The organism is Parasphingomonas frigoris, from assembly GCF_036663815.1.
GTDB lineage: Bacteria > Pseudomonadota > Alphaproteobacteria > Sphingomonadales > Sphingomonadaceae > Sphingomonas.
This window is the reverse complement of sequence record NZ_JAXOJQ010000003.1, coordinates 802,811-822,880: the sequence shown is the minus strand read 5'-3', so window position 1 is coordinate 822,880 and position 20,070 is coordinate 802,811. Positions and strand designations below refer to the sequence as shown.

The following is a 20,070-nucleotide window of genomic DNA, read 5'->3' as shown; positions in this document are numbered from 1 at the left end:
CCGAACGATGATCAGGCTGTTCAAGCACTATATTCCCAACGCCGTGCTGCTGCTCGGATTGTTCGATCTCGTCCTTTTGGTCGTGGCGGGCGAGCTTGGCTACACGATCCGGATGCAGCAGGTATCGCTCCAGGCGCTGCCGATACAGATGCGGATTCCACAGTTGCTGACGTTCGCGGCATCCCTCGAGATGGCGATGGTCGCGGTCGGCGTGTACGGTGCCGGCGCGCTGCAATCGCTGCGCTATGCCACCGCGCGCCTGCTGGTCGCGATCTCGCTCGGCGTGATTTTCCTCAGCGTCGTCTTCTTCCTCGTGCCATCGGCAAGCTTCTGGCGCTCCAACCTGCTCTATTCGATGGGCATCGCCGCCATATTGCTGGTCGCCCTGCGGATCCTGGTCGGCAAGCTGATCGGCGGGCAGGCGTTCAAGCGACGCGTCGTCGTGCTCGGCGCGGGTGCGCGGGCGGCGCGGCTGAAGGCGCTCGCACAGACCCCCGGCGCCGGCTTCGTCGTGGTCGGCTATATCTCGATGAGCGAAGCCGCGCGCGTCATCCCCGAGGCGATCGCGCGCGATGCGATCTACAATCTCGCCGACCATGTCGTGCTGCTCAACGCGAGCGAAGTCGTCCTCGCGCTCGAGGAACGGCGCAACGGCATGCCGCTCAAGGATCTGCTGCGGATCAAGACCACCGGCGTCCACGTCAACGAGATCTCGACCTTCCTCGAACGCGAGACCGGACGTATCGACCTGCAGAGCGTCAATCCGAGCTGGCTCATATTTTCCGACGGCTTCTCGTCCGGGCGGATGTTCTCGAGCCTGTTCAAGCGGCTGTTCGACATCACCGCCAGCCTGCTGCTGCTCACGCTGACCTTCCCCCTGATCCTGTTCACCGCGCTTGCGATCAAGCTCGAGAGCAAGGGTCCGGCTTTCTATCGCCAGCGTCGCGTCGGCCTCTACAATGTCGGCTTCGATTGCGTGAAGCTGCGTTCGATGCGGATCGATGCCGAGGTCGCGGGCAAGGCGGTCTGGGCCGAGAAGAACGATCCGCGCATCACCCGCGTCGGCCGCATCATCCGCAAGCTCCGGATCGACGAGCTGCCGCAGACCTGGTCGGTGCTGAAGGGCGAGATGAGCTTCGTCGGCCCGCGCCCGGAACGCCCGCAATTCGTCGAGGATCTCGAGCAGCAACTGCCTTATTATGCCGAGCGCCATATGGTGAAGCCCGGCATCACCGGCTGGGCGCAGATCAACTATCCCTATGGCGCGTCGATCGAGGACAGCCGCCAGAAGCTCGAATATGATCTCTATTATGCGAAGAACTATTCGCCCTTCCTCGATCTGCTGATCCTGCTGCAGACCGTGCGCGTCGTGCTGTGGCCCGAGGGCGCACGCTGACATGCTGGACGGGCAGGCCACGCTGATCCTGTGGAGCCACGCGCTCGCGGCCTTCCTGTTCGCGGGCGTGGCGCTGTCGCGGCTGCGCGACGCGGGGAGTGGCTTGCCACGCCAGACCTTCGTGCTCGCGCTCGGCACGACTGCGTTGTGGGCGCTCGCGGTGGCCGGCATCGGCGCGGCCGAGATGATCACCCGCGTCGCCGAAGGACTGCGCAACCTCGCCTGGCTCGGCTTCATGTATGCCCTCCTCCGACGCGACCGCGCCGGCGTCGAGCGATTGGCGGTGACGACCATCTACGGTGTGGTGGCGCTGGTCGTGCTGTCCGGCATCGTCCTGGCGCTGGCCGACCAGGCAATCGGCCCGGAGTCGAGCGCCGCGATCGCCGCGACGCGAACGCTGCTGCGGATCATGGCGGCAATCGGTGCGCTGCTGCTGCTCAATCATCTCTACTTCATCGCCACGCCACGCGCGCGCGCCAACATCCGCCTGATCGTGTTCGCGCTGACCGCGATATGGGGGATCGACCTGCTGGTCTACGGGACGGTCTACGCGACCGACAGCTGGCCGGGCGCGCTGATCGTCACGCGCGGCTTTGTCCTGGCGCTGGCAGCGCCGGTGTTCGCGGTTGCGGTGCAGCGCAATGCCGACTGGACGCTGCAAGTGTCGCGCACCGTCGCCTGGCAGACGCTGTCGTTTGCGGTGACCCTGCTCTACGCCGCCGCCATGCTGGTCGCGACCAGCGCGATCGCGACGCTCAGCGGCGACAGCGCGCGCCTGTGGCAGACCGCCTTCGTGATCGGATCGACCGCGGCGGGTGTCACGATCCTGTCGTCGCCGTGGATTCGGGCCTGGGCCAAGGTCAAGGTGTCGAAACACTTCTTCCGGCATCGCTACGACTATCGCGCCGAGTGGATCCGCTTCACCGACACGCTCGGCAAGCCCGATGATGCCGCGCCGCTCGACGAGCGCATCGTCAAGGCGGTTGCCGACCTGACCGATTCGCCCGCCGGCCTGCTGCTCGTTCCCGACGGCAGCGGCTTGGGCGTCGGTGCCAGCTGGAATTGGCATGCGGCCAGCGCCGGCGCCGATCCGCGGCTCGTCACCCATCTCGCGACAAGTGGACGGATCGTCGAACTCGACGCGGTTCGCGCCGGCGCGACCGATCCGTTCGAACAGGCGAGCGTGCCGGCCTGGATGCTCGAGGGCGACGGCTGGGTGCTCCTCCCGCTCGCGCATATCGATCGTCTCCAGGGCGTGATCCTGCTCGCGCGTCCGCCGATCGACCGCGCGCTCGACTGGGAGGATTTCGACCTGTTGCGCATCGCCGGGCGGCAGGTGGCGAGCTATCTCGCCGAGGAACGCGCACAGACCGCGCTCGCCGAGGCGCAGCGCTTCGACGAATTCAACCGCCGCTTCGCCTTCATCCTCCACGACATCAAGAACCTCGTCAGCCAGCTGAGCCTGGTCGCGCGCAATGCCGAGCGTCATGCCGACAATCCCGCGTTCCGCGCCGACATGATCGCGACGTTGCAGGATTCGGCCGGGCGCATGAACGACCTGCTTGCGCGCCTGTCGCAGCATCATCACGCGCGCGCCGAGGAACTGCGCCCGGTCGACCTGCTCGCGCTCGCCGAACAGGTCGCCGCGCGGCGCCGCGCGCAGCATACGGTCGAGGTAAGGGGCGCGCCGGGCCTGCTTGCGCTCGCCGACCCGCTGCGGCTCGAGCAAGTGCTCGGCCACCTGCTGCAGAATGCGATCGAGGCGAGCGACCCAACCACGCCGGTGACGCTGAGCGTTCAGGCCGACGCGCAGCGCGTCGCGGTCGCGGTCATCGACCATGGCTGCGGCATGAGCCCGACGTTCGTGCGCGACCAGCTGTTCAAGCCGTTCGCATCGTCCAAGCCCGGCGGCTTCGGGATCGGTGCGTTCGAGGCGCGGCAACTCGCCGAGGCGATGGGCGGCAGCGTCAGCGTCGACAGCCGCGAGGGCAAAGGCAGCACCTTCTGCGTTACGCTCGCCGCCGCGCGGGCGATTCCCCTGGATGAGGCGGCATGACCGACAAACCCAAATTGCTGATCGTCGAGGACGATCTCGGCCTGCAGCGGCAGTTGCGCTGGGCGTATGAAGGCTATCACGTCATCACCGCGGTCGATCGCGCGACCGCGCTCGACGCGATCCGCGCCGAGGAGCCCGCGGTGGTGACGCTCGACCTCGGCCTGCCGCCCGACCCCGACGGGACGAGCGAGGGCTTCGCCACGCTCGCCGAGATCCTCCATCTCAAGCCCGACACCAAGGTGATCGTCGCCTCGGGCCACGGCGCGCGCGACAGTGCGCGGCAGGCGATCGCCGATGGCGCCTGGGATTTTTACGCCAAGCCGATCGATATCGATGCGCTCGGCCTAATCGTCGCGCGCGCCTTCCACGTCCATGCGCTCGAGACGGAGAATCGCCGGCTCGCCGCGCGCGGCAGCGGCGCAGGGTTGGGCGGGATGATCACCGCGAGCCCCGAAATGCTCAAGGTCACCCGCACGATCGAGCGCGTCGCCGGCGCCGACGTCTCGGTGATGCTGCTCGGCGCGAGCGGCACCGGCAAGGAATTGCTCGCCCGCGGGCTCCACGACGCCAGTCCGCGCGGCAAGGGCGCGTTCGTCGCGATCAATTGCGCGGCGATCCCCGAGACGCTGCTCGAGAGCGAATTGTTCGGGCACGAAAAGGGCGCGTTCACCGGTGCGGTCAAGATGACCGAGGGCAAGATCGAGCAGGCGCAGGGCGGCACGCTGTTCCTCGACGAAATCGGCGACGTGCCGCTGCAATTGCAGGTCAAGCTGCTGCGCTTCCTGCAGGAGCGCACGATCGAGCGGATCGGCGGGCGCAAGGCGATCGCGGTCGACACGCGGATCGTCTGCGCGACGCATCAGGATGTCGATGCGATGGTCGCGGCGGGTACCTTCCGCGAGGATCTCTACTACCGCCTCGCCGAGATCGTCGTGCGCATCCCCGCGCTCGCCGCGCGCAGCGGCGATGCCGTGCTGCTCGCGCAGCATTTCCTCAAGAGCTATGCGGCATCGATGAAGTCGGCGGTGACCGGCCTCGCGCCCGACGCCCGCGCGGCGATCGCCGGATGGAGTTGGCCGGGCAATGTGCGCGAGCTCGAGAACCGGATGAAGCGCGCGGTGATCATGGCCGAGGGCAAGCTCGTCACCGCCGCCGACCTCGATCTGGCCGAGGGCGTGGTCGAGCCGCCGCTCAATCTGCGCGCCGCCCGCGAGGGCGCCGATCGCTCGGCGATCGCGCAGGCGCTGGCACGCGCGGAGGGGAATATATCCAATACTGCCAAGCTGCTAGGCGTGAGCCGTCCAACCCTGTACGACCTGCTGAAGAGCTATGACCTCCATGCCTAAACCTTTTTCCCCGGCCCTCGCGACGATCGCTGCGGCAGTGCTCGTCGGCGGTTGCAGCGCGTCGGCGCGGACTGACGCCACGGGTGCGCGCACCGAGCTGGCGCTGAGCGTCAAGGCGCTCGGCATCGGCAATTATAGCGCGGCGCGCAATCACGCGCTCGCCGCGATCAAGGCCGATCCGCAATGGGGCGTCGCGCATGCGATGCTCGCCCGCAGCTATCTCGCGCTCGGCGACGGCGTCGCGGCCGAGGGGGAATTGGGGCGGGCACGCGCCGTCGGGTTCGATCCGGCGCGGTCGCATCATCTGCTCGCGCATGCCTGGCTGTTAGAAGGACAGGCCGACCGCGCGCTGGCCGAGGCGAAGCAGGCCGGGCCGCGCTTTACCGGCTATGCGATCCGCGTTGGCGCTCGCGCGCTCGCGGCACGCGGCGACACCGCCGCCGCCCAGGCCGCGCTCGGCACTTTGCTCGCCGACACGCCGAAGGACAGTTTCGGCTGGTCCGATCTCGGGCGGATCAAATATCAGGTGGGCGATTTGGTCGGCGCGACCGCCGCGGCGCAGCGCGCGATCGCGGCCGATCCCGCCAATGTCGAGGCGCTGACGCTGCGCGGTGAACTGGTGCGCGCGCAATTCGGCCTCGTCGCGTCGCTGCCGTGGTTCGAGAGCGCGCTGGCGCACGACGCGTATTATCATCCCGCTTTGATCGAATATGCCGGTACGCTCGGCGATGTCGGGCGCTATCAAGACATGCTCGCGGCGACCCGCAAGGCGCTCGCCGCCCGCCCCGGCAGCCCGCAGGCGCTCTATCTGCAGGCGGTGCTCGCCGCCCGCGCCGGCCAGGACGATCTCGCCCGGCAGCTGATGGAGCGCACCGCCGGAAAGCTCGACGATCTGCCCGGTGCGCAATTGCTCAAAGGCACGCTCGCCTACCGCGTCGGCGCCTATCAGCAGGCGATCGAGGCGTGGCGCGGGCTGGTCGGGCAGCAGCCGACCAACATCGTCGCGCGCCGCCTGCTTGGGGCGGCATTGCTGCGCTCGGGCGATCCGCGCGGCGCGCTCGACGTGCTGCGCCCGGTCGCATTGCGCGCCGATGCCGACAGCTACACGCTCTCGCTCGTCGGCCGCGCTTTCGAGCAATCGGGCGAGCGAGACTGGGCGGCGCGCTATCTCGACCGCTCGGCGATCCCGCTGGTGAGCGGGTCGAGCCCGTTTGGTACCGACGACGGTCTCGCCGCGCTGAGCCTGGCGGCAGGCGACGCGCCCGACGAGCCGGTCGCGCAGCTCGGCTTGATCCGCGGACTGATCGATGCCGGCAATACGAGCGCCGCGCTCGAGAAGGCACAGGCGCTGGTGCGGATGACGCCCGGCGCACCCAACGCCTATCTCGCGGTCGGCGACACGCTGATGGCAATGCAGCGCTTTGGCGAGGCGGCCGATGCCTATCGTCACGCGGTCGACATCCGCTTCGACGAATCGACGATGCTGCGCGCGGTCGATGCGCTCGAGCGCGCCGGCCGGCGGGCCGAGGCGGCGAATGTGCTGGCGCTGTTCGTCTCGCAAAACCCGCAGAACGTCGCGGGCCAGCGGCTGACCGCGCACTGGCAGGTCGCCGGTGCCGATTGGGATGCGGCGATCGAGACGCTCGAGGGCTTGCGGCAGCGCGTCGGCAATCGCGATGCGGCGCTGCTCGCCGAACTGTCCTACGCTTACACCGGCGACGGCGATGCCGCGACCGGGCTGGTCTACGGCAAGGCCGCTTATGCGCTGGCACCGATGAACCCGGCGGCGAGCGATGCCTATGGCTGGGCGCTCTATCAGCAAGGCAAGAGCGAGCCGGCACTGCAGCTGCTCGAAAAGGCCGCGTCGATCGCGCCCGACCGGTCGGTGCTGCGCTGGCATCTCGGGCAGGCCTATGCCGATGTCGATCGCGCTGCGGAAGCGCGCGTGCAGATCCGCGCAGCGCTGGCCGATCCGACCTTCGGCGACCGCGCGGCCGCGACCGCAGCGTTGAAGGTGCTGGGCTAGCGGTTTCCCTCACCGTCCCTCACCTCTCCAACACGCTTCCGCGGCGAAGGCCGGGGAAGCGTGGTGGAGATCGGCTCGGGGAAAGCGTCTTATTCGACGACCTGCTCAATCACCCCGAAGATCGGGTGGTGCTTGTCATCCTCCGCCCAGATCCGCACCGTATCGCCGGCCTTCAGGAACGCGGTCTTTGGCGCTCCGTCGAGGATCGTCTCGACCGTGCGGACTTCGGCGAGGCAGGCATAGCCGACCCCGCCCGCGCTGATCGGCTTGCCCGGGCCGCCATCGGCATCGCGGTTGGAGACGGTGCCCGAACCGACGATCGTCCCGGCGCCGAGCGCGCGCGTCTTGGCGGCGTGCGCGATCAGCGTGCCGAAATCGAAGGTCATGTCCGCGCCCGCCGCGACCCGACCGAACGGCTGTCCGTTGAGATCGACCATCAGCGTGCGGTGGAGCTTGCCGTCCTGCCACCAGTCCCCCAGCGAATCGGGGGTGACGAACACCGGCGAGAAAGCGCTGGCCGGCTTCGACTGGAAGAAGCCGAAGCCCTTGGCGAGCTCGCCCGGGATGAGGTTGCGCAGTGAGACGTCGTTGGTCAGCCCGACTAGCCGCACCGCCGCCAGTGCTTCCGCGCGGCTCGCGCCCTGCGGCACGTCGCCAGTCACGACGACGACTTCGCCCTCGAAATCGCAGCCCCACGCCGCGTCGGCGAGCGGAATCGCGTCGCGCGGGCCGAGGAAGCCGTCCGATCCACCCTGATAGATGAGTGGATCGTGCCAGAACGTCTCGGGCATCTCCGCACCGCGCGCCTGCCGCACCAGCGCGACATGGTTCACATAGGCCGAGCCGTCGGCCCACTGATAGGCGCGCGGCAGCGGTGCTGCGGCCTGATGCTCGTGGAAGCGCCGCATCGGGATCATCTCATGCTCGAGATCGGTGCTGAGATTCTGCAGGTCGGGGAGCAGGCGGTCCCAATCGTCGAGCGCCGCCTGCAGCGTCGGCGCGATGTGCGCGGCGTCGGCATACCAGGCGAGGTCGTTGGAGACGATCACGAGCTTGCCGTCGCGCCCGGATTTGAGGCTGGCCAGTTTCATATACGCTCTCCTGCAGGTTTTCGCAGAGCATAGCCGCACCGCCCGCATTGTCATCCCCAAGCGGGCGGCGATCGTGCTTGACGTTTGCGGAAACGACTCGCACACCACAGGAAAAGAGTTGCAGCTCGAAACTTAGGAGAGATCTGAAATGTCGTCGCTCGACACCGTTGCCGGCCGCTTTGCGTATACCGAAGATCATGAGGCGTTTCGCCAGACCGTCCGCCAGTTCCTGCAGAAGGAAGGCGTGCCGAACGTCACCAAATGGGAAGAAGACCGGCTCGTCCCCAAGGACTTCTGGATGAAGGCGGGCGAGATCGGCATGCTCTGCCCGACCGCGCCCGAGGCGTATGGCGGGCTCGGGCTCGATTTCGGCTACAATGCGATCGTCGACGAGGAAATGGCGTATAACGGCGTGCCGGCGGGCTTCTCGCTGCAATCGGACATCGTCGCGGGGTATATCGAGACCTATGGCTCGGAAGAGCAGAAGGCGCAGTGGCTGCCCAAGATGGTGTCGGGCGAAGTGATCACCGCGATCGCGATGACCGAGCCCGGCACCGGCTCCGACCTCCAGGCGATCCGCACGACGGCGAAGAAGGATGGCAACCACTATGTCATCAACGGCTCGAAGACCTACATCACCAACGGGCAGAACACCGACCTGACGCTCGTCGTCGCCAAGACCGATCCCGACGCCAAGCCCGCGTGGAAGGGCATGTCGATCATCCTGGTCGAGAGCGATCGCGCGGGCTTCAGCAAGGGCCGCAAACTCGACAAGATCGGGCAGGAAGCGGCGGATACGTCCGAGCTGTTCTTCGAGGACGTGCGCGTGCCGATGACCAATTGCCTCGGCGAAGAGGGCAAGGGCTTCATCTATCTGATGAGCCAGTTGCCGCAGGAGCGGCTGTCGATCGCGGTGTCGGTCCAGGCCTCGGCGCAGAAGGCGTTCGACGAGACGGTCGAGTCCACCAAGACACGCAAGGCCTTTGCCGGAATGGTGTTCGATTTCCAGAACACGCGCTTCGTGCTCGCCGACTTGAAGGCCAAGCTGCAGGTCGGCTGGGCGCATCTCGACTGGGCGATCGCGCGGCATCTGAAGGGCGAGCTGACCAACGAAGAAGGCGCTGCCGCCAAGCTGTGGCACACCGATCTGCAGTGGGAGGTGATGGATGCGTGCCTGCAGTTGCACGGCGGTGCTGGCTACATGAACGAATATCCGATCGCGCGGGCGTGGCGCGCGGCGCGGGTGACGCGGATTTTCGGCGGGACCAACGAGATCATGAAGGAGCTGATCGGGCGGTCGCTTTAGGGCATTGCACGCTTACCTAGGAAAACACGCTTCCCCGGCCTTCGCCGAGGAAGCGTGTTTTCCTAGGGTGCGCGACCTGCCGCTGGCGAGGCTCAGTGTCGTTTCTGCAGGTACGCGATCACATCGGCGCGATCGAGCGGATCGGGCAGCCCGGCGAAGCCCATCGCGGTTCCGGGCACCAGCCGCTTGGGATTGGTAAGCCAGGCATCCATCCGCTCGGGCGTCCAGCGTCCGCCGAACGCCTGCAGCGCCGACGTATAGGGAAAGCGCGGCCGGCGCTGCGCGACGTCGGCGCCCATCACGCCGAACAGGTTCGGCCCGCTGCGGTCGGCGGCGGAAGCGTCGATCGAATGGCAGGCGTAGCATTGCCCGAACAGCTTTTCGCCGGCGTCGGCGCTGGCGACGCGGAGCAGCGCGGCGGGAGACGGCGACGGGCCGGCCGCGCGGCGGCGTTCCTCCTTGTCGTCGCGCGACGAACAGGCGGTCAGCAGCACAGCGGCGGCCGCGGCGATGAGGATGAGGCGGAACGACATCGCCGCGACATAGGCGCAGTGATCCCCGCCGACAAACCCGCAGCAGCTTGGCGATCGCCCCATCACGGCGATTGACAGCCATGCCAACCTTCCGGATTATCTTCGTAACACAGCGCGAAACGCGCGAAGGGGGTTTGATGAAGCATATCGGATTGGCCACGGTGGCGCTTGCTGCGCTGCTGGTGGGATGCGCAGGGGATGGCAGCGGGGGCCCCTCGGCCGCGGGGGCCAAGCCGGCGAAATCGGGCCCGGGGCTCGGCAAGGGCTATGCGCATGATCCCTACCCTTCTACCTACAAGGCCTATCCGGGCGTGCCGACGCTGGTCACACACGTCACCATCTTCGATGGCGAGGGCGGAAAGATCGACGACGGCTCAGTGCTGTTCGCCGACGGCAAGATCGTGAGCGTCGGGCAGAACGTCGCGGCACCCGCCGGCGCGACGGTGATCGACGGCACCGGCAAGACGCTGACCCCCGGCATTATCGACATCCACAGCCACCTCGGCGACTATCCCTCGCCCGGCGTCCAGGCCAATTCGGACGGCAACGAGGCGACCGGCCCGATCACCGCCGACGTCTGGGCCGAACATAGCGTCTGGCCGCAGGACCCCGGCTTCAGCCGCGCGCTCGTCAATGGCGGCGTCACCACGCTGCAGATCCTGCCGGGCTCGGCCAATCTGATGGGCGGTCGCTCGGTCGTCCTCAAGAATGTCTATGCCCGCACCGAACAGGGAATGAAGTTCCCCGGCGCACCCTACGGGCTCAAGATGGCATGCGGCGAGAATCCCAAGCGCGTCTATGGCAGCAAGGGGCGCGAGCCCTCGACGCGGATGGGCAATATCGCGGTCGATCGCCAGACCTGGTCGAAGGCGGTCGAATATCGCCGCAAGTGGGACAAATACGAAAAGGACGGCGGCGAGGCGCCGGGTCGCGACATCGCGATGGATACGCTCGCCGGCGTGCTGTCGGGCGAAATTCTCGTCCAGAACCATTGCTACCGCGCCGATGAAATGGCCATCGTGATGGATATGGCCAAGGAGTTTGGCTACCACGTCAGCGCGTTCCACCATGCGGTCGAGGCCTATAAGGTCGCCGATCTGCTCAAGGAAAACGGCACCTGCGCGGCGGTGTGGTCCGACTGGTGGGGCTTCAAGATGGAGTCGTACGACGCGATCGGCGAGAATCTCGCGCTGCTGCAGAAGAATGGCGCGTGCGCGATGATCCATTCCGACGACCCCAACGGCATTCAGCGCCTCAATCAGGAAGTCGCCAAGGCGCTCGCCTCGGGCCGGCATGCCGGGATCGACATTTCCGACGCGGTGGCGTGGGAGTGGCTGACCTACAATCCGGCCAAGGCGCTCGGCATCGCCGACAAGACCGGCAGCCTCAAGGCGGGCAAGATGGCCGACGTCGTGCTGTGGAACGGCAACCCGTTCAGCGTCTACACGCGGCCCGAGAAGGTGTGGATCGACGGAGCGTTGCTCTACGATTCGTCCAACCCGAAACTGCGGCCAGTGTCCGATTTCGAACTTGGCCAGCCCGGCTCGGGAGATGTGAAGTGAAGCGTCTCCTGCTCCTGAGCGTCGCCTTCCTCGCGACGCCCGCCGCGCTCATGTGTGCGGCATCCGCCGCGGCGCAAAGCGTTGCCATCACCAACGCCAGGCTCGTCATCGGCGACGGTTCGGCGCCGATCGAGGGCGGCACCGTCGTCGTCCGCGACGGGCGCGTCGTCGCCGCGGGCAAGGCGGTCGCGGTTCCGGCGGGGATTCCGAGCGTCGATGCCGGTGGCAAATGGGTCACCCCCGGTATCGTCGCGGGATTCACGCGGATGGGCATCGTCGAATCCGACGGGATCGAGGAAACCAACGACACCGCCGCCCGCGGCAGCCCGTTCCATGCCGCGATCGATGTCGCCCCCGCGGTCAACCCGGCGACCTCCTCGATCCCGCTCAATCGCGCCGAGGGCATCACCCGCGCGATCGTCGCGCCCGACAATGACGGGTCGATCTTCGCCGGCCTGGGCGCGGTGATCGATCTCGGTGCGGATCGCGCGCCGATCACCAAGGCCCGCGCCTTCCAGTTCATGGAATATGGCGGCGGCGGGTCGCGCAGCGGCAACAGCCGCCCGGCGATGATCGCGATGTTCCGCAACGCGCTGGCGCAGGTGAAGGACTATGTCCGCGCGCCTGCCGCTTATGCCGATCAGGGCAAGGACGCGCTGCTCACCCGCGCCGATGCCGCCGCACTGGTCCCGGTCGCGACTGGCACGATGCCGCTGCTGATCCATGTCGAGCGCGCCTCGGACATGCTCGCGCTGATCGATTTGAAACGCGATTATCCGGCGTTGAAGATGGTCTTCGTCGGAGCGGCGGAAGGCTGGCTCGTCGCCAGCCAGATCGCAGCGGCGCGCATCCCCGTGATCGGCTCGGCACTCACCGATCTGCCCGCGAGCTTCGACCAGCTCGGCGCGACGCAATCGAACATCGGGCGGATGAAGGCGGCGGGGGTGATGGTCGGCATCGGCACGATCAACGACGACGAAGCGCGCCAGGCGCGGCTCGAAAAGCAATATGCCGGCAATCTCGTCGCGCTCGGCAAGGTGCCCGGCGCAACCGGGCTCGACTGGAACGCCGCCTTCGCCGCGATCACCAGCGTGCCCGCCGACGCGATCGGCATCGGCGACGAGATCGGCTCGCTCCGCACCGGGCGCCGCGGCGACGTGGTGATCTGGGAGGGCGATCCGCTCGAGCTCGGCACCGCGGTGGCGGCGGTCTATATCGACGGCGTGAAGCAGCCGCTGCGCACGCGACAGGACGCGCTGCGCGAGCGGTATATGGTGCCGCAGGAAGGGGCGTTGCCCAAGGCGTACGAGCGCTAAGCCGCTTCCATTTCTCCTTCTTCGCCCTCTCCCATCTTCATGGGAGAGGGTTGGGTGAGGGCCTTCTTCTGCTTGGCCCGCAAAAAGGAAGAAGACCCTCACCCAACCCTCTCCCGCGAAGGCGGGAGAGGGCGAGTGCAAGGTTGAGGGCGAAGCAGGCGTTCGCGCCACATTGACTTAACGCCGCCCCTCCCCTATATCGCGCCAATCGAGGCGTCATGCAGCGTGATTAGGCATGCCGTTAACCGGCAGCCCAAGCTCCGCCTCGGTCGTTACTGTAACGGACCTCCCTTTTCACGCGGGGTGTCACCTTCCCCCGCCATTCGTGCGCTTCCAAGCGTGCGTCCATGGCTATTGCAATGGACTGAATCCACATGACTTTCGCCCAACTCGGCCTCGCCGAGCCGCTCGTCCGCGCGCTCGAAGCCAAAGGCTATACCACCCCTACCCCGATCCAGAAGCAGTCGATCCCGATCCTCCTCGAGGGCAGCGATCTGCTCGGCATCGCGCAGACCGGCACCGGCAAGACCGCGGCGTTCGTGCTGCCGTCGATCCAGCATCTGGTGAACAACGAAAAGCGCGTCCTTCCGACCCATTGCCGCATGCTCGTGCTCGCGCCGACGCGCGAACTCGCCAGCCAGATCGCCGAGAGCGCCCGTGAATATGGCAAGTTCTCGAAGATGTCGGTCGCGACCGTGTTCGGCGGCACCAGCATCAACAAGAACCGCCAGGACATGGCGCGCGGCGTCGACATCCTCGTCGCCACGCCGGGCCGCCTGCTCGACCTGATCGAGCAGCGTTTCGTCAGCCTCGCGATGCTCGAGATCCTCGTGCTCGACGAAGCCGACCAGATGCTCGACCTCGGCTTCATCCATGCACTGCGCAAGATCGTCCGCATGCTGCCCAAGCAGCGCCAGACGCTGTTCTTCTCGGCGACGATGCCGAATGCGATCCGCGAGCTCGCCAACCAGTTTCTCAACGATCCGCAGACCGTCAAGGTCGCGCCGACGTCGAGCACTGCCGAGCGCGTCGACCAGTTCGTCACCTTCCTCAACCAGGGCGAGAAGCAGGCGCTGCTGACGATCCTGCTGCGCGACGAGAAGGTCGAGCGCGCGCTCGTCTTCACGCGCACCAAGCATGGCGCCGATCGCGTCGTGAAGCTGCTCGCGGCGAACGGCATGGATTCGAACGCGATCCACGGCAACAAGAGCCAGCCGCAGCGCGAGCGGGCGCTCGCCGAGTTCAAGTCGGGCAAGGCCAAGGTTCTGGTCGCGACCGACATCGCGGCGCGCGGGATCGACGTTTCGGGCGTCAGCCACGTCTTCAACTTCGAGCTGCCCAACGTTCCCGAGCAGTATGTCCACCGCATCGGCCGTACCGCACGCGCCGGCGCATCGGGCACCGCGATCAGCTTCGTGGCGGATGATGAGCGGACGTACCTGCGCGACATCGAGAAGCTGACCAAGGTCAAGCCCGAGATGATGCAGCTTCCGGAAGGCTTCACCGCCGAGGCAGCGCGGATCAAGGCGGCGCGTCCGGCCGGGTCCGACACGTTCGAGCGTCGCGATGACTCGGGCCGTCACCGTGCGCCGCCCAAGGCGACGCATTCGGCACGTCCGACCGGGGATCGCCCGGCCGGCGCCGGGCGTCCGCAGGGCGCGCGGCCCGAAGGCGCTGGTCGTCCGATGGGCGCCGGTCGTCCGGCTGGCGGCGGTCGTCCTGGTGGACAGGGTCGTCCGGGTGGCCAAGGCCGTCCCGGTGGCGGCCGTCCCGGCGGCGCCGGTGGACGCTCGGGTGCCGGCGGCGGCGGTGGCCGTCGTTCGCCCGCCGCGGGCTGAACCTTCTTAATCCTCCCCCGGGAACCGGGGGAGGTGGCAGCCGAAGGCTGACGGAGGGGGCCGGGCCGCGAGCGTAACGCTTGGGGCTAGGCCCCCTCCATCATTCGCTGAATGCTCATGGTCCCCCTCCCCCGCTTCGCGAGGGAGGATTTAGGGTTGAAACGTCAGCCACTCCCCTTCCGGAGCCCGTGAACTGCGCAAGCGGTTCGCGGGCTCTGTCGTATCCTCCACGCCGATCGCCATCCCGCAGAACAGCATGCGTTCCTCCGGCAGCGCGATCGCTTCGCCGACCGTCTCGGGATACATCGCCCAGCATTCCTGCGCGCATGTCGCCAGCCCCGCCTCGACCGCGAGCAGCATCACATTCTGCAGGTACATGCCGAGGTCGGCCCATTGCGGCGGCCCCATCCGCCGGTCGACGCTGCAGAACAAGGCGGCGGGCGCGCCGAAAAACTGGAAGTTGCGCGCGAACCACAGTCGCCGCGCAGCCTTGTCCTCGCGCGGGATACCGATCTCGCCATACATCGCCTCGCCCACCGCGAAGCGCCGGTCGCGATAGGGCGCGACCAATTCCCGAGGATAGATGTCGTACGCCGGCGTCTCGCTTTCCCCGCGCCACAGCTTTACCGCGATGTCCGCCTTGAGCCGATCGAGCGGGGCGCCGGTCAGCACGTCGACATGCCACGGCTGTAGATTACCGCCGGTCGCTGCGCGCGCGGCCTTGGTGACGATGCCGTGCAGCACCGCCGGGTCGACCGGGTCGCCGAGAAATCCGCGTACCGATCGGCGCGCTGCAATCGCTTCGCTCACGTCCATGGGTCTCACCTTTCGATCATCGGGTACGCCGTACCACCTTGCCCAAGCGACTGGATTACGGCAATAGAGGTTGCAAACAGAAACCGATTATGGAGAGTCGAGCATGGCCGAAGCCTATATCGTTGATGCCGTCCGCACCGCCGGCGGCAAGCGCGGCGGGAAACTCGCTGGCTGGCACCCGGTCGACATGGCCGCGTCCGTCCTCGACGCGATCGTCGAACGCACCGGGATCGACGGCGCCGCGGTCGACGACGTGATCATGGGCTGCGTCCTGCAGGGTGGCCAGCAGGCCGGCCAGGTTGGCCGCAACGCCGTGCTCGCCGCCAAGAACCTTCCCGACAGCGTGCCTGCCGTGTCGATCGACCGGCAGTGCGGATCGTCACAGCAGGCGCTGCAATTCGCCGCGCAGGCGGTGATGTCGGGAACGCAGGACATCGTGATCGCGGCGGGCGTCGAAAGCATGACGCGCGTGCCGATGGGCACCACCGCGACGCTGTTCATGAAAGAGGGCCTCGGCAACTATAAGTCGCCGCGGCTCGAGGAGAAATATCCCGGCATCATGTTCAGCCAGTTCATGGGCGCCGAGATGATCGTGAAGAAGCACGGCTTCGACCGTGCGATGCTCGACGCCTTCGCGCTCGAGAGCCACCGCCGCGCGCAGGCGGCGACCGAGCGCGGCGACTTTGCCGACGAGATCATCGCGCTCGAGATCGAGACGCCCGAGGGGATCGTCCAGCACGGCACCGATGAGGGCATCCGGTACGGCGCGACGCTGGAAAGCATCGGTTCGGTCAAATTGCTCCAGGAAGGCGGCAGCATCAGTGCGGCGAATGCCAGTCAGATCTGCGACGGTGCCTCCGCGGTAATGATCGTCAGCGAGGCCGCGCTCAAGGCGCACAACCTCACGCCGATCGCGCGGATCGTCAATCTGACCGTCACCGGCGGCGACCCGGTGATCATGCTCGAGGAGCCGCTGTTCGCGACCGACCGCGCGCTGCAACGCTCGGGGATGAAGATCGAAGAGATCGACCTGTACGAGGTCAACGAGGCGTTCGCGCCGGTGCCGCTCGCCTGGCTGAAGCATACCGGCGGCGATCCGGCGAAGCTCAACGTCAATGGCGGCGCGATCGCGCTCGGGCATCCGCTGGGGGCTTCGGGGACGAAGCTGATGGCGACTTTGGTCCATGCGCTGCAGAAATCGGGCGGGCGCTACGGCCTGCAGACGATGTGCGAAGGCGGCGGCGTCGCTAACGTCACGATCATCGAACGGGTCTGATCCCCGTCGCCCCGGCGGAGGCCGGGGCCGTCCCGTTGTGACGCGCAACGGTGGCACCGCACACAACAGAGCGGCCCCGGCCTCCGCCGGGGCGACGAATTTAGGGGACTTCCCATGAAACTCGACTCCACCACCGCTGCGGTCGTCACCGGCGGCGCATCGGGCCTTGGCGCCGCCACCGCGCGCGCGCTTGCCGCCAAGGGCGTGAAGGTCGCGCTCTTCGATCTGCAGGCCGAGAAGGGCGAGGCGCTCGCCGCCGAGATCGGCGGCGTGTTCTGCGAAGTGAACGTCACCTCGGACGAGTCGGTCGACGCCGGCTTCGCCAAGGCGCGGGCCGCGCACGGCCAGGAAGCGGTGCTCGTCTGCTGCGCCGGCACGGGCAATGCGGTCAAGACCGCGAGCCGCTCTAAGGAAGACGGCAGCATCAAGCATTTCCCGCTCGCGGCGTTCGACTGGCTCATCCAGATCAACCTGATCGGCACTTTCCGCTGCGTCGCCAAATCGGCGGCGGGGATGCTGACGCTGACGCCGGGCGACGACGGCGAGCGCGGCGCGATGGTGATGACCGCGAGCGTCGCCGCCGAGGACGGCCAGATCGGCCAGGCGGCGTATTCGGCGTCGAAGGGCGGCGTCGTCGGCATGACGCTGCCGATCGCGCGCGACCTGATGGGCGAAGGCATCCGCATCAACACGATCCTGCCCGGCATCTTCGAGACGCCACTGATGCAGGGCGCGCCACAGGCGGTGAAGGACAATCTGGCGGCGAGCGTGCCCTTCCCCAAGCGGCTCGGCATTCCGGCGGAATATGCGCATCTCGCGCTGACTATGCTCGAGAACAGCTATTTCAACGGCGAGGATGTCCGCCTCGACGGCGCGATCCGCATGGCGCCGCGCTGACCTAAACTCCCCTCCCGCTTGCGGGAGGGGCTGGGGGAGGGCTTATCGATCCCGTCCGCCCACCCGTTTCACGCCCCTCCCCTAACCCCTCCCGCAAGCGGGAGGGGGATAAGGACCCCTGATGCCCCGTCCCGATTCATCCCGTCTCGACCCCGCGACCTACCCCTACACCGTCACGATCCAGACGCGTTTCCAGGATCTCGACGTGCTCGGCCATATCAACAATGTCGCGATGGCGGCGTTGTTCGAAAGCGGGCGGGTGCGCTTCAACCGGGCGATGAAGCTCGACGGCTGGGCGGGCCATCGCTGGCTCGTCGCGCGGGTCGAGATCAATTATCTCGGCGAGGGCTTCTTCCCCGCCGATGTCGAGATCGCCAGCGGGATCGGCGAGATCGGTAACCGCAGCTGGAGCATTCTCTCGGCGGCCTTCCAGAACGGCGCGTGCATCGCGACGTGCGACGTCGTGCTGGTGATGAGCGCGAGCGGCGGGCTCACTGCACTCCCCGAGGAATTCCGCGCCGGCCTCGAGGCCAACCGCCTGCAGCTATGATGCGGCGGCGGGCATCCGCCGCTGCGCGAAATGCCAGATGATCAGCACCGGCTCGATCAGCGCCATGCCGATGAAGATGCTCGTCAGCCGCTCGAGCGCGGGGCGGATCGCGACGTCGGCATAGCTGTCGGGCACCAGTGTCACCAGGATCGCCAGCGTGAATTGCAGCCCGAGATAGGGCACGCGCCCGCCGGCATTCTCGATATGCCGCCCGACCGCGACACCGAGGCACGTCCCAGCGATCAGCACCGGCGCCGATCCGTGCGCGACGACCAACACGGCGGCGGCCAGCGCGCCACCGCCGATGCAGCCGAGCGCGCGGTGCCACAGCCGCTTGCTAACCGGTAGCAGCCCGCTGCGCCCGAGCCGCGCCACCGGAACGATCATCACCGTCATCACGGTCACGCCTGCCTGCGCCAATTGCGGGATGCCGAACAGCGCATGGAGCGGCGGCAGCAGCGCGAGCGTCAACCCGGCCTGCGCGGCGTGGCGCGCGGCGTCGGGATGCCAGCCGATCCGCTGCGCCGGCACCGCGGGCGGCGCGGGCCAGCACCGCCGGACTGTCAGCGTCGAGATCAGGCTGACCGCGACGCAGGCCGCCGTGCCCGCGAGCACTTCGAGCAACCGCGTCTGCGCAAACGCCATCGTATCGAGCGCGGGATTCTCGAGCGTGTCGAGCAGGATCAGCTCGAAGGTCAGCCCGAGCAGCAGCCACGCATAGGCACGCTTGGCGGTGAGCATCCCGTACAGACCGATCGCCCCCATCACTGCCGCCGCGACCGACGCCATGGGGAGCGAGCGCACCGCAAAGGGGACGATCAGCAGCGCGACGCCCGCGCCGACCGCGGTGCCGACGATGCGCAGCAACCCGCGCAGCAGCGTCTGCGCGACATGGCCGCGCATCAGCACGAACCCAGTGAACGCCGCCCAGGCGACGCTCTTCGCGCCGATCGCATGCGCGAGCAGGATCGCCAGCGCGACCGAGGTGACGCATTCGAGCTCGTCGATCATCCGCGGGCCGGGCGTGAAGAAGATCGAGAGCGCGGCGCCGACGCGGGATTGGAGAAACAGGGTGAGCCGACGCTGCATCGGGGTGGCTATGGCGCAAAGCGGGCGGCGTCAAAAGGGGTGGGGTCGCTGGATAGCTTGCGCATTGCGCGCACGCCTTCCCTCCGTTCGGGCTGAGCTTGTCGAAGCCTTGCCCACAACGATCGGCCACATCGCGCGTTGGGGCGAACGGAAGGTGTGCGAACGCTATCCCCGCTTAATCCGCATCCCCGAACCGCGCAGGCCGCTTCTGGATGTTCGCCGCGACCTGTTCCATCATCGGCGGCTGGCCGATCACCTTGACCTGCTCGTCGGTCTCGGCTTCGAGCATCGCGCGCGGGTCGGCGTCGAACGCCATGCTGCACAGCCGCTTGGCGCCGCGGATCGCGTTGGGGCTCTTGGCGGCGATATCGTGCGCCAGCGCCAGCGCAGCCGCATGCGGATCCTCGGCGATGCGCGTGATGAAGCCGTGGTGGAGCGCCTCCTCCGCATCGAACTCGCGCGAGGTATAGACGAGCTCGCGCAGCACATCGTCGCGCACCAGCCCGCGCCAGATCAGGAAGCCCGCCATGTCGGGCACCAGCCCCCAATAGCTTTCGCGGATCGCGAAGCGCGTGTCGGGCGCGGCGATGCGGATGTCGGCGCCCGACATGATCTGGAAGCCGCCGCCGAACGCCACGCCGTGCACCGCGGCGATCACCGGCATCGGCAGATTGCGCCAGCCCCAGGTGACGTGCTGCGGCAGGATCGCGCCCTGCTCGTTGCGCGCGTCGCGCGACAGGCCCGAGCCGCCGCCCGCCATGCTCGTCATGTCGAGCCCGGCGCAGAAGGCGCGGCCCTCGCCCGACAGTATGACGCAGCGCACGTCCTTGCGCGGGTGCAGCGCGTCGATCGCGGCGCCGATGCCTTCGAACATCGCCGGGTCGATCGCGTTCATCTTGTCGGCGCGCGTCAGCCGGACGTCGGCGATATGGTCGGTGATGGTGGTCGATACGCGGTCGTTCATCTGTCTCT

Annotated in this window: 16 protein-coding genes; 11 read left to right on the top strand and 5 right to left on the bottom strand. The window is 67.6% G+C overall.

What is annotated here, in order from left to right:
• Positions 1-7: 7 nt before the first annotated feature.
• From U1872_RS14260 to U1872_RS14245, 4 genes are read left to right on the top strand one after another with little or no spacing between them, the layout of a single operon-like run.
• On the top strand, positions 8-1,396 hold the full coding sequence (locus tag U1872_RS14260; protein ID WP_332793548.1) for a TIGR03013 family XrtA/PEP-CTERM system glycosyltransferase: 1,389 nt from the start codon (positions 8-10) through the stop codon (positions 1,394-1,396).
• Between the two features lies 1 nt (position 1,397).
• Positions 1,398-3,452, top strand: a complete 2,055-nt coding sequence (gene prsK / locus U1872_RS14255) for an XrtA/PEP-CTERM system histidine kinase PrsK (protein ID WP_332793547.1) — start codon at positions 1,398-1,400, stop codon at positions 3,450-3,452.
• Positions 3,449-4,798, top strand: a complete 1,350-nt coding sequence (gene prsR / locus U1872_RS14250; protein WP_332793546.1) for a PEP-CTERM-box response regulator transcription factor — start codon at positions 3,449-3,451, stop codon at positions 4,796-4,798. Before prsK ends, prsR begins: the two co-directional genes overlap by 4 nt.
• Entirely contained in the window at positions 4,791-6,824 is a 2,034-nt protein-coding gene (locus tag U1872_RS14245; protein ID WP_332793545.1) for a tetratricopeptide repeat protein, read from the top strand. The genes prsR and U1872_RS14245 overlap by 8 nt, the downstream gene beginning before the upstream one ends.
• 89 nt (positions 6,825-6,913) lie before the next feature.
• On the opposite strand, the gene U1872_RS14240 is transcribed toward U1872_RS14245, so the two are convergent.
• Positions 6,914-7,915, bottom strand: coding sequence for a fumarylacetoacetate hydrolase family protein (locus U1872_RS14240; RefSeq protein WP_332793544.1), 1,002 nt, complete (start codon positions 7,913-7,915; stop codon positions 6,914-6,916).
• 148 nt (positions 7,916-8,063) lie between these two features.
• Here U1872_RS14240 and U1872_RS14235 point away from each other — a divergent pair, with 148 nt between their 5' ends.
• Positions 8,064-9,221 carry an acyl-CoA dehydrogenase family protein gene (locus U1872_RS14235; protein ID WP_332793543.1) on the top strand — a complete coding sequence of 386 codons (1,158 nt, stop codon included), beginning with the start codon at positions 8,064-8,066 and terminating at the stop codon, positions 9,219-9,221.
• Between the two features lie 92 nt (positions 9,222-9,313).
• Here U1872_RS14235 and U1872_RS14230 read toward each other — a convergent pair whose 3' ends face one another.
• Complete coding sequence (locus tag U1872_RS14230; RefSeq protein WP_332793542.1) at positions 9,314-9,754, bottom strand: c-type cytochrome; 441 nt, start codon at positions 9,752-9,754, stop codon at positions 9,314-9,316.
• A 137-nt stretch (positions 9,755-9,891) separates the two neighbouring features.
• On the opposite strand from U1872_RS14230, the gene U1872_RS14225 reads away from it, so the two are divergent.
• From U1872_RS14225 to U1872_RS14215, 3 genes are all read left to right on the top strand, one after another.
• Positions 9,892-11,316, top strand: a complete 1,425-nt coding sequence (locus U1872_RS14225; RefSeq protein ID WP_332793541.1) for an amidohydrolase — start codon at positions 9,892-9,894, stop codon at positions 11,314-11,316.
• Positions 11,313-12,632, top strand: a complete 1,320-nt coding sequence (locus tag U1872_RS14220; RefSeq protein ID WP_332793540.1) for an amidohydrolase family protein — start codon at positions 11,313-11,315, stop codon at positions 12,630-12,632. The genes U1872_RS14225 and U1872_RS14220 overlap by 4 nt, the downstream gene beginning before the upstream one ends.
• Positions 12,633-13,006: 374 nt before the next feature.
• Positions 13,007-14,470 (top strand): DEAD/DEAH box helicase, encoded by a 1,464-nt coding sequence (locus U1872_RS14215; RefSeq protein WP_332793539.1) that lies wholly within the window; start codon positions 13,007-13,009, stop codon positions 14,468-14,470.
• 150 nt (positions 14,471-14,620) lie between these two features.
• Here U1872_RS14215 and U1872_RS14210 read toward each other — a convergent pair whose 3' ends face one another.
• Positions 14,621-15,286 (bottom strand): nitroreductase, encoded by a 666-nt coding sequence (locus U1872_RS14210; protein ID WP_332793538.1) that lies wholly within the window; start codon positions 15,284-15,286, stop codon positions 14,621-14,623.
• A 103-nt stretch (positions 15,287-15,389) separates the two neighbouring features.
• Here U1872_RS14210 and U1872_RS14205 point away from each other — a divergent pair, with 103 nt between their 5' ends.
• From U1872_RS14205 to U1872_RS14195, 3 genes are all read left to right on the top strand, one after another.
• The gene (locus U1872_RS14205) at positions 15,390-16,562 is read left to right on the top strand and encodes an acetyl-CoA C-acetyltransferase (protein WP_332793537.1); all 1,173 of its coding nucleotides are present in this window, start codon (positions 15,390-15,392) and stop codon (positions 16,560-16,562) included.
• A 114-nt stretch (positions 16,563-16,676) separates the two neighbouring features.
• Positions 16,677-17,459, top strand: coding sequence for an SDR family NAD(P)-dependent oxidoreductase (locus U1872_RS14200; RefSeq protein WP_332793536.1), 783 nt, complete (start codon positions 16,677-16,679; stop codon positions 17,457-17,459).
• A gap of 121 nt (positions 17,460-17,580) precedes the next feature.
• Positions 17,581-18,009 carry an acyl-CoA thioesterase gene (locus U1872_RS14195; protein ID WP_332793535.1) on the top strand — a complete coding sequence of 143 codons (429 nt, stop codon included), beginning with the start codon at positions 17,581-17,583 and terminating at the stop codon, positions 18,007-18,009.
• Here the strand turns inward: U1872_RS14195 and U1872_RS14190 are convergent.
• Positions 18,004-19,098: an FUSC family protein gene (locus U1872_RS14190; RefSeq protein WP_332793534.1), complete on the bottom strand. Its 1,095-nt coding sequence runs from the start codon at positions 19,096-19,098 to the stop codon at positions 18,004-18,006. The genes U1872_RS14195 and U1872_RS14190 overlap by 6 nt on opposite strands.
• A 175-nt stretch (positions 19,099-19,273) precedes the next feature.
• Positions 19,274-20,062, bottom strand: coding sequence for a crotonase/enoyl-CoA hydratase family protein (locus tag U1872_RS14185; protein ID WP_332793533.1), 789 nt, complete (start codon positions 20,060-20,062; stop codon positions 19,274-19,276).
• Positions 20,063-20,070 lie beyond the last annotated feature (8 nt).